9 protein-coding genes are annotated in these 8,910 nt (G+C 69.5%); 6 read left to right on the forward strand and 3 right to left on the reverse strand.

The genetic code is table 11. The features are described 5' to 3' along the window. Positions 1-687: 687 nt before the first annotated feature. A complete protein-coding gene (locus ND747_RS28840) occupies positions 688-879 on the reverse strand; it encodes a hypothetical protein (RefSeq protein WP_251737410.1) in 192 nt (63 codons plus the stop codon). Positions 880-1,012: 133 nt separating this feature from the next. Here ND747_RS28840 and ND747_RS28845 point away from each other — a divergent pair, with 133 nt between their 5' ends. Both ND747_RS28845 and ND747_RS28850 read left to right on the forward strand, forming a co-directional pair. Then, positions 1,013-1,729, forward strand: coding sequence for a hypothetical protein (locus ND747_RS28845; protein ID WP_251737411.1), 717 nt, complete (start codon positions 1,013-1,015; stop codon positions 1,727-1,729). Further along, positions 1,730-2,446: a hypothetical protein gene (locus ND747_RS28850; RefSeq protein ID WP_251737412.1), complete on the forward strand. Its 717-nt coding sequence runs from the start codon at positions 1,730-1,732 to the stop codon at positions 2,444-2,446. An 89-nt stretch (positions 2,447-2,535) separates the two neighbouring features. On the opposite strand, the gene ND747_RS28855 is transcribed toward ND747_RS28850, so the two are convergent. After that, complete coding sequence (locus ND747_RS28855) at positions 2,536-3,060, reverse strand: PH domain-containing protein (protein ID WP_251737413.1); 525 nt, start codon at positions 3,058-3,060, stop codon at positions 2,536-2,538. Between the two features lie 142 nt (positions 3,061-3,202). Next, entirely contained in the window at positions 3,203-4,105 is a 903-nt protein-coding gene (locus ND747_RS28860) for a biotin--[acetyl-CoA-carboxylase] ligase (protein ID WP_308204719.1), read from the reverse strand. A 342-nt stretch (positions 4,106-4,447) separates the two neighbouring features. Between ND747_RS28860 and ND747_RS28865 the strand changes: the two genes are divergently transcribed. The 4 genes from ND747_RS28865 (at position 4,448) to ND747_RS28880 (ending at position 8,766) form a co-directional block, all read left to right on the forward strand. After that, positions 4,448-6,043 carry an acyl-CoA carboxylase subunit beta gene (locus ND747_RS28865; protein WP_285901322.1) on the forward strand — a complete coding sequence of 532 codons (1,596 nt, stop codon included), beginning with the start codon at positions 4,448-4,450 and terminating at the stop codon, positions 6,041-6,043. A 122-nt stretch (positions 6,044-6,165) separates the two neighbouring features. Then, positions 6,166-6,420 carry an acyl-CoA carboxylase subunit epsilon gene (locus ND747_RS28870; protein WP_251737415.1) on the forward strand — a complete coding sequence of 85 codons (255 nt, stop codon included), beginning with the start codon at positions 6,166-6,168 and terminating at the stop codon, positions 6,418-6,420. Between the two features lie 115 nt (positions 6,421-6,535). Further along, positions 6,536-8,299 carry a biotin carboxylase N-terminal domain-containing protein gene (locus ND747_RS28875; protein ID WP_251737416.1) on the forward strand — a complete coding sequence of 588 codons (1,764 nt, stop codon included), beginning with the start codon at positions 6,536-6,538 and terminating at the stop codon, positions 8,297-8,299. A 59-nt stretch (positions 8,300-8,358) separates the two neighbouring features. Beyond that, the gene (locus tag ND747_RS28880) at positions 8,359-8,766 is read left to right on the forward strand and encodes a DUF5313 family protein (protein WP_251737417.1); all 408 of its coding nucleotides are present in this window, start codon (positions 8,359-8,361) and stop codon (positions 8,764-8,766) included. Positions 8,767-8,910: the final 144 nt, after the last annotated feature.

Here is an 8,910-nt window from a genome sequence, read left to right on the forward strand (position 1 = left end):
GCCGCCCTGGCTCGGCGGTCCGCCCGGCCCGCCCGGCGGGCAGCCCGGTGGGCAACCCGGTCCGTACGGCAGGCCGCCGGGCCGGACCAGTGGTCAGCCTGGTCCGTACGGTGGGCCGCCTGGCCCACCCGGTCCCTACAGCGCCCAGCCCGGTTCTTACGGCGGCCCGCCGCACCCCGGCGGCCCCATGGCCCCGTCCGCGCCCCCACTCCCACCGGGATGGCAGTCTCCGTCTTCGGCGCCCGGGATGCCGTCCGGACCACAGGTGCCCCCGGTGCCGATGGTCCCGATGGCACCGCCCGGGCCGATGCCGTCCCGTCCACCGATGCCGCCCGGCACGCCTGGGGCGCACACGTCACCAGGAGCATCGGGACGACCGGTGCCGCCCGGCCCACCCGGCGCACCGGATTCGCTGCTGTCACAGGCCGGCCCGCGGGGCGTTCCAGGGATGCCCTTCCCGCCCGGTCCGCCCGGCGGATCGGGGCAGCCCGCGCCCTCAGGCGGCCCAGGTTCGCTCGCCGGGCCACCTGGTCCCCTGTACTACGCGCCGCCCAGCCATCCGTCGCAGGCCGCAGGCGCCCCGCCGGTTTCACCTGCGGGCAGCGCACCGCCGCAGCCTGGTACGACGTCCGCCATCGGCATCGCCCGCGGCGGCCCAGCCGCCAGAGCAGACGACGATGATCTCACCTACCGGCTGACTCCACCGCCGGTGACGATGGCCTCCGCGCCGCCGGTCTCGCCGCCGCCCGTCGCGGGACGGCCCACCCCACCCGCCTCGATCCCACCGTTCCCGTCACGGCCGTCGGGGTCCCCAGCGCCATCGATCCCGTCGAGGCCGTCGGGCGGCGCAGCCGAGCAGGGCAAAGAGTGGAACTTCACCAGCCTTCCGCTGCCGGTGGTGCCGGACCGCGAGGCCCCAGGCCTGTCCGGCCATCCGGTTGCGTATCCAACGCGGCCCGCCCCCGATTCCGACCCGGATTCCGACCCGGATTCCGACCCCGACCTCCAGGACATGCTCCCCGGGCTGCTGCCGGGACTGCCCGCTGCGCCGACCCCGCTCGCGCCCGGTGGTCCGTTCGGATCCACGGAGCCGCCCGACGGCAGCCTGACACCACAATCAGGCGCCGCGGACCGGGCCGATCGCAACAAGATCCTCGTTGACCGACGGCTGCTGTTCGCCGGCACCGGCGTGCTACTCGCCCTCGTGCTTCTCTTCGGGATCCTTGCCTTCTCCGGCGGGGACTCCACCGACACACCGAGCGTGGGGGCAGCGCCGACCACTGCGACGGCGAGTCCTGGCGGGCGTCCGGTCGGTGATGCCCGTGAGGCGTTGCGGGCCTTGCTCAATCCCGCGGTACTGACCGGCTGCACTGCGCCAACCCGCAGCGACAGCGCCTACGCTGATGCCACCCTCATCTGCCGGGCCGCCTCCGGTGACCGACAGGTGTCCGCGTTCCACTTCCCCAACCGGTCGGCGCTCGACCGGCAGATCGGTGCCCGCGAGGCGTTCTACTCCGACGAGGGAGCCTGCGACGACGGTCAGCAGAGTTCGGAGCGGTGGACGTCCCCGACGGACAAGGCGGGCGGCACCCGCCTCTGCTACTTCTTCGCCAACCACTTCTACGAGTTCTGGACCTCCGACAGCCAGCTGGTCGCGTTCTCCGTCGACGACTCGGACGCGGCCCGGCTCAACGTGTGGTGGCACTCGTTCGACCCGCTGCGCCGCTAGATGCACGACGACGAGGACGCCGGCGTCCGTCCATCCGATCCCGATCTCGGTGCCGACCCCAGTGGTCATACCGGCGCCGGCCATGGCGCGCGGCCCGGTGTCCGGCGACGGGTGGTCCTTGGCGCGGCACTGGCCGTCCTCGTCCTCGCGGTGGCCGGTCTCGCCATCGGCATCGCAGGCAGCGGGCATTCGGACGGTGACCACGACGGTGCAGCCACCGCAACGCGTTCGGTTGCCCCCCGCACCGGTACGACATCGGACGGTTCGGTCGCCGCATCGACCCCGACCCTGGACCCGGCCGACGCCGATCTCGTAGCGGCTCTGCGGCCCTTTGCCGCCACCGCCTGTCACTCGGCACCACGTGACGGGGACGGTGTGGTGGCCACGGTGAGCTGCACGCCGGGCAGCGCGACCGCGGCAAGCGCGCCCCAACAGCTGTCCGTCGTCAGGTTCGCGTCCGCCGACGCCCTGCAGTCCGACCTACGCAGGCGTTCTGCCGGACTCGCCGAGTCCGGTGCCGGCGGCTGTGCCGACGGTCGCAGCGGCGTCGAACGCTGGACGCACAGCTCCCACCGCCGCGGGACCTTCGTCTGCCGGGTCACCCCCGGCCATTTCACGGTCTACTGGACGGTGGACGACTCTCTGGTCGGCTTCGCCGCCGAACAACCCGACGCCGACCAGTTCATGGCCTGGTGGCGCAGCTACGACCCGATCTGAGCCACGCCCGCACCCGCCCGCCCACCCGCCACAGGCCAGGATGCGGGCCATTCAGGCCTGTGGCCTGCCAGCAGCAGGTCGCCGCCGGTTCATCCCCCGCGCCGGGGCCGATCCGCCGGCCCGCGGTTTTGATAGGGGGCGGCGAGTTCGGCCAGCGTCTCCTGCATGCGTTCGACGTGCGGCATGCAGGACAATGTGATCCTGCCCCGCTGGCCGGCCGTCTCGACAACGAGACGGCCCGAGCCCACCCACTGCTCGAACAGGCTCTGCTGGATGGTCGCGCCGACGAGCCAGGCCAGCGGGACATCGCGCCCGACCCGGGTGAGCAGACCCTCCCGCACCACCAGCCGTTGGTTCGTGATGACGTAGTGCGTGGTCAGCTGCCGTAGCCAGGGCAGCACGCCCAGATAGCCGATAGCGCCCAGCGCCACGATCAGCACCAGGTACTGGATGGGTTTCTGGACCATCCCGCCAGGGGCGAAGAAAACGCCGAGCACCGCGAAAAGCAGGGCCGCCACCGTACACAGTGCCGGACCGACCAGGCTGACCCAGTGCGGATGGAGGTGGACGACCACCTCTTCGTCCGGGGTAAGGATATCGTCGGGGAACGCCACAACGACGATCGTCGCACCTGTCCCGGTCAGACCACACGCGGCCCTGCTAGGACGTCACCCTCGGCCGTCGGCGTGCTGGTGCCTGCCCCGTGGCGACCCTGTGCCGTGCGTCCGTGCTGTGAGCCTGCGCAGGGGATCCCGCTCAGCGCAGGTGGATGACATCCCCTGCGCTGAAGGCGCGCCCGTCAACCACCAGGCGTCCCTCGGCATCCACATCCGTCGCCGTACCGAGGTGGGACTGCCCGCCGGGCAGTTCGACCCGCACCTGTCGCCCGATCGTGGAGCACACGGCCAGGTAGTCGGCGCGGGCCGTCCGCGGGTCCCGCTCCCATCGCGTCAGGGCCCCGGCCAGGTCGGCCAGCAGCTCCGCGAGCAGCGCGGTGCGATCCAGCACGGCGGGGTGGGCGCCGCACAGGCGCAGGCTGGTGGATCGTTGCGGCAGCTCGTCCCGTTCCGCATGGACATTCAGCCCAAATCCGATCACCACGGAGGGCGCCGACGCGGGGACGGGCACCAGCTCCACCAGGATGCCGGCGAGTTTCGCACCGTCAACGAGCAGGTCGTTGGGCCATTTGAGCACGGCCGGCACGCCGGTCACCCGCCGCACGGTCGACACCAGCGAGGTGCCCACCACCATCGGCAACCATCCCAGCAGCGCCGTCTCGACCGTCAGCCGCACCAGCAGCGAGACGGTGAGCCCGGCGCCCACCCGCGACTCCCAGCTGCGGTCGAGTCGGCCGCGACCCGCCGACTGCCGCTCGGCGACAAGCACCTGACCGCGCGGCCCGTCCGCCGCCCGCCAACGGCGAGCCATTTCCTCAAGCTCCGCGGTGGCGGCCACCATGGTGGTCGTGTCCGCGCGGGCGGCCCGTGCCAGCGCGGCGTTCGTGGAGTCGACCTCGGGCAGGACCGTGAGGCGGTAACCGGTTCTGGCGGTGGCGAGGAGATCCGCCAGACGGGCCGCGTCCAACAACGGACGGTCCTGGCCCGCACCCGGCACCCGCGCGCCGGTCGCGTCCAGGTCGGCCCTCCTCGCATCGGCCACCCGAGCATCGGCCGTCCTCGAATCAGCGACCTGCACGTCGATGGCAATACCAGGGCAGACCGCATCCGAAGGCAGGTGCACCGGGACAGCCTGACAGAAGCAGGCACGCTGCGCCCCGTGGACCACCACATACCCCGGTGCCAGCGCCCCGCGCCCCCCGACCGACGGTGCCGGCAACCGGCCAGTCTGCGAGCAGATCTGCGACGACGCACCAGCACATCGCTCACACTGTGACGCGCGATACGGCCAGACGGCCCTGGTCAGGCCGTAGGCGCTCAATCGATGAGATCAACTCCACATGTCTCCAGCGCGTGGGCACACAGGGGTCGTACGCTGCGGCCTATGGCTCTTCCCGCGTCCGCTGAGGATTCCGCTCCCGACCCGCACACCACCGCAGGGCGACTTGCTCAACTGCGGCGCGTGAACGACGAGGCTGTCCACGCTGGATCCCAGCGGGCCGTGGATGCGCAGCATGCCAAGGGCAAAATGACGGCACGTGAGCGGATCGAGGCATTCCTTGATCCCGGCTCATTCGTCGAGACCGATGCCTTCGCCCGTCACCGGGCGCATGATTTCGACGTCCAGGCCAACCGTCCGTACGGGGACGGTGTCGTCACCGGCTACGGCACGGTCGACGGTCGGCAGGTCTGCGTGTTCAGTCAGGACTTCACCGTCTTCGGCGGCAGCCTTGGTGAGGTCTTCGGCGAGAAAATCGTCAAGATCATGGATCTGGCACTCAAGACCGGCTCGCCGGTGGTGGGCCTCAACGACTCCGGCGGCGCCCGCATCCAGGAGGGGGTCGTCTCCCTCGGCCTGTACGGCGAGATCTTCTACCGCAACGTCATGGCATCGGGTGTCGTTCCCCAGCTCTCCCTGATCATGGGCCCGTGCGCGGGTGGCGCGGTGTACTCCCCCGCGATCACCGACTTCACCCTGATGGTCGACCAGACGAGCCACATGTTCATCACCGGCCCGGACGTCATCAAGGAGGTCACCGGCGAGGACGTCGGGATGGAGGAGCTCGGCGGAGCCACCACCCACAACTCGCGCAGCGGCGTCGCCCATTTCCAGTCCGCGGACGAGGCCGAATGCCTCGAGCTGGCCCGGGCCCTGCTGTCGTATCTCCCCTCGAACAACCTCGAGGACGCCCCGATCTACGACTCGGTGGACGACCTGGACGGGGAGATCGACCCGGATCTCGACACGTTCATTCCGGACTCGCCCAACACTCCGTACGACATGCACCAGATCATCGAGCGGCTCACCGACGACGGCGACTTCCTCGAGGTCCACGCGCAGTTCGCGCAGAACCTGATCGTCGGCTTCGGCCGGATCGACGGCCGTTCGGTCGGCGTGGTGGCCAACCAGCCGATGCAGTTCGCCGGCACCCTGGACATCGACGCCAGCGAGAAGGCCGCCCGTTTCGTCCGCACCTGCGACGCGTTCAACATTCCGGTACTCACCCTCGTCGATGTGCCGGGCTTCCTGCCGGGTACATCCCAGGAGTGGAACGGAATCATCCGCCGCGGCGCGAAGCTGATCTACGCCTATGCGGAAGCGACGGTACCCAAGGTCACCGTCATCACTCGCAAGGCCTACGGCGGCGCCTACGATGTCATGGGCTCCAAGCACCTGCGGGCCGACATCAACCTGGCCTGGCCGACCGCCGAGATCGCGGTCATGGGTGCACGCGGCGCCGTCAACATCATCTACCGCCGCGAACTGGCCAAGTCCGAGTCGCCGGACGCCCGCCGGGCCGAACTGATCGAGCACTACACCGATCACTTCGCCACCCCGTACATCGCCGCGGAACGTGGCTATCTCGACGCTGTGATCATCCCGTCGGAAACACGCCGCGAGATCATCCGGGCGCTCCGGCTGCTCCGGACCAAGCGCGAGTCGCTGCCGCCGAAGAAGCACGGAAACATTCCGCTCTGAGAGTCGCGTCGTATCCGAGAGCCGCGTCGTACCGGCGTCCGGCACGGACCGAACACCGGTACGACGACGCGGCCCCCTATCGCCGGCGGCACCGCCGGTTCACGTCGAGCAGGGAGAGGAACGTGGCCCAGGACCAGGACGGGCAGCCCGACCGGCCGACACTTCGGCTGATCCGTGGAAACGCCACCCCGGAGGAGATCGCCGCTGTAGTGGCACTTCTGGCAGCCCAGGCAGCCGTCGGAGAACCGCCGCCGCCTCCCGTCCGATCCGCATGGGCTGACCCCACGCAGGCCCACCGCGGACCCCTCCATGTCGGAGCAGGTGCCTGGCGTCGTTCCGGGCTGAGTCCGGGCGTGCGCACTCGCGCGGGTTGGTGACCAGATGGCTCCACTCACGTGAGATGTCTGCGGCATCACATCAAGGTTCAACAAGAGCGAGCTGGGCGGGTCGGGTCGCCTAACATCAGGCAGGCCGGAAGAGGACGGGAGCAACGTGCGTAAGATCCTCATTGCCAACCGAGGCGAGATTGCGGTCCGGGTGGCTCGGGCCTGCCGAGACGCCGGGTACACCAGCGTCGCGGTCTATGCGGAGCCGGACATCGACGCACTGCACGTGCGTGTCGCCGACGAGGCTTTCGCGCTCGGAGGCAACACTCCCGGCGACTCCTACCTGCGGATCGACAAGATTCTGGACGCATGTAAGTCGTCCGGCGCCGACGCCGTCCACCCGGGATACGGCTTCCTTTCCGAGAACGCCGACTTCGCCGAGGCCGTGATCGCCGCCGGCCTCACCTGGATTGGCCCGCCGCCCGAGGCCATCCGGCGCCTCGGCGACAAGACCGCTGCCCGTCACATCGCCCTGGAAGTCGGCGCGCCACTCGCGCCGGGAACCGCGGACCCGGTGGCTGGTGTCGAAGAAGTCGTCGAGTTCGCCAAGCAGTACGGTCTGCCGGTCGCGATCAAGGCGGCCTTTGGCGGCGGCGGGCGGGGCCTCAAGGTCGCGTGGACCACGGAGGAACTGCCCGAGCTGTTCGACAGCGCCGTGCGTGAAGCGGTTGCGGCCTTCGGCCGCGGCGAGTGCTTCGTCGAGCGCTACCTCGACCAGCCACGGCATGTGGAGACCCAGGTCCTCGCCGACACCCACGGCAACGTTGTCGTGGTCGGTACCCGCGACTGCTCGCTGCAGCGGCGCTACCAGAAGCTGGTTGAGGAGGCCCCCGCACCGTTTCTGTCAGAAGCGCAGCTCACCTCGCTCTACGACGCCTCAAAGGCAATCTGCCGCAAGGCTGGTTACGTGGGCGCTGGCACCGTCGAGTTCCTGGTCGCTCGCGATGGCATGATCAGTTTCCTTGAGGTGAACACCCGCCTGCAGGTGGAGCACCCGGTGACCGAAGAGGTTTCCGGCGTCGACCTGGTCCGCGCGCAGTTCCGGATCGCCGAGGGTGAGGCTCTCGACTTCACCGACCCCGCGCCTCGCGGCCACTCGTTCGAGTTCCGGATCAACGGTGAGGACCCAGGACGTAACTTCCTACCCGCACCCGGCACCGTCACCTCGTTCGTTTCCCCGGCCGGTCCCGGTGTTCGTCTCGATACCGGAATCGAGAGCGGCAGCGTGATCGGGGGCGCGTTCGACTCGCTCCTCGCCAAGCTCATCATCACGGGTGCCACACGGCAGGAAGCCCTCGAGCGTGCCCGGCGTGCGCTCGATGAGATGGTCGTCGATGGCATGGCGACCGCCCTGCCGTTCCACCGCGCCGTCGTCCGGGATCCAGCCTTCGCCCCAGACGACACAGCGGAGCCGTTTCGCATCCATAACCGTTGGATCGAAACGGAGTTCGACAACACCATCCCCGCATTCACGGGTGGCACCGATGCGGACACCACTGCGCCCGAACGACAGGCCGTGGTCGTCGAGGTCGGCGGCAAACGCCTTGAAGTGGTGCTTCCGGCCGGGCTCGGTGCCGCAACAGCTACCGCAGGATCCGGAAAGGGTGCGGCACCCAAGCGGCGCGCCCGCGGTGCTGCCGCTGCCAAGGTCACCGGTGACGCGCTGACCAGCCCCATGCAGGGCACCATTGTGAAGGTGGCTGTCAGCGAGGGCGACACGGTGGCGACCGGCGATCTCATCATCGTCCTGGAGGCGATGAAGATGGAGCAGCCGATCAACGCCCACCGTGATGGAAAGATCACCGACCTGGCGGCGGCTGTCGGCTCGGTCGTCACCAGCGGGGCAGTCCTTTGTGAGATCAAGGACTAGTACCACCTGTTCGCCGTCCGCTGTCCTCGCTCCGCCCGGCCGCTTCGTAAGCTGCGGGTATGAGCGGCAGCGAGGACAGCTCGACGGCGAGCGGCCAGGATGCGGCTACAGCAGTGGACGGTAGCGCTCCCATTGCCAGCCGGCCGCCGTTGACCGGACGAATCCACTACCTTGTCGGCGGCACTCTGCCCCCTGTGTACAAGGCCTGGGTCTCCCATGATCTGACCGGACCTGGGTGGCGGCTCCGGCAGGCCATGCGCCCGCCGCTCCTTCTACTGCCCTTCGCGGTGGTCTTCGCTCTCCTGCCCGGACAGCCCGCAGTGCGCGGTATCGCCATCGGGTTCCTGCTGGTAGCCGGCTTGGGCCTTGGTTTCGCCACCAGCAGCTACTTCCGCAATCGGCGCCTTGAACAGCACGGTTTCCCGCCCGTTCTCGCTCCGCAGGATGACCCAGAGGACGAGAACTGAGGGCATTCCAGCCTCGGCTGCCGATTAGTTCGCTGTGTAGTTGTCAGGGTGCGTGTGGTGCTGGGCACCGGTGGGGGTGGTCCAGGTGATGTGGCCGGGGAGGGTCTGTTCGATCAGCCAGCTGGCGGGCTGCTGATGATCGGC

This window comes from Frankia sp. R82, assembly GCF_023716925.1.
Taxonomy (GTDB): Bacteria; Actinomycetota; Actinomycetes; order Frankiales; family Frankiaceae; genus Frankia.

Coding starts and splice junctions, on each gene's coding strand:
- ND747_RS28845 (WP_251737411.1), top strand. CDS start 1,013: ATGCTCCCCGGGCTGCTGCCGGGACTGCCCGCTGCGCCGACCCCGCTC.
- ND747_RS28850 (WP_251737412.1), top strand. CDS start 1,730: ATGCACGACGACGAGGACGCCGGCGTCCGTCCATCCGATCCCGATCTC.
- ND747_RS28865 (WP_285901322.1), top strand. CDS start 4,448: ATGGCTCTTCCCGCGTCCGCTGAGGATTCCGCTCCCGACCCGCACACC.
- ND747_RS28880 (WP_251737417.1), top strand. CDS start 8,359: ATGAGCGGCAGCGAGGACAGCTCGACGGCGAGCGGCCAGGATGCGGCT.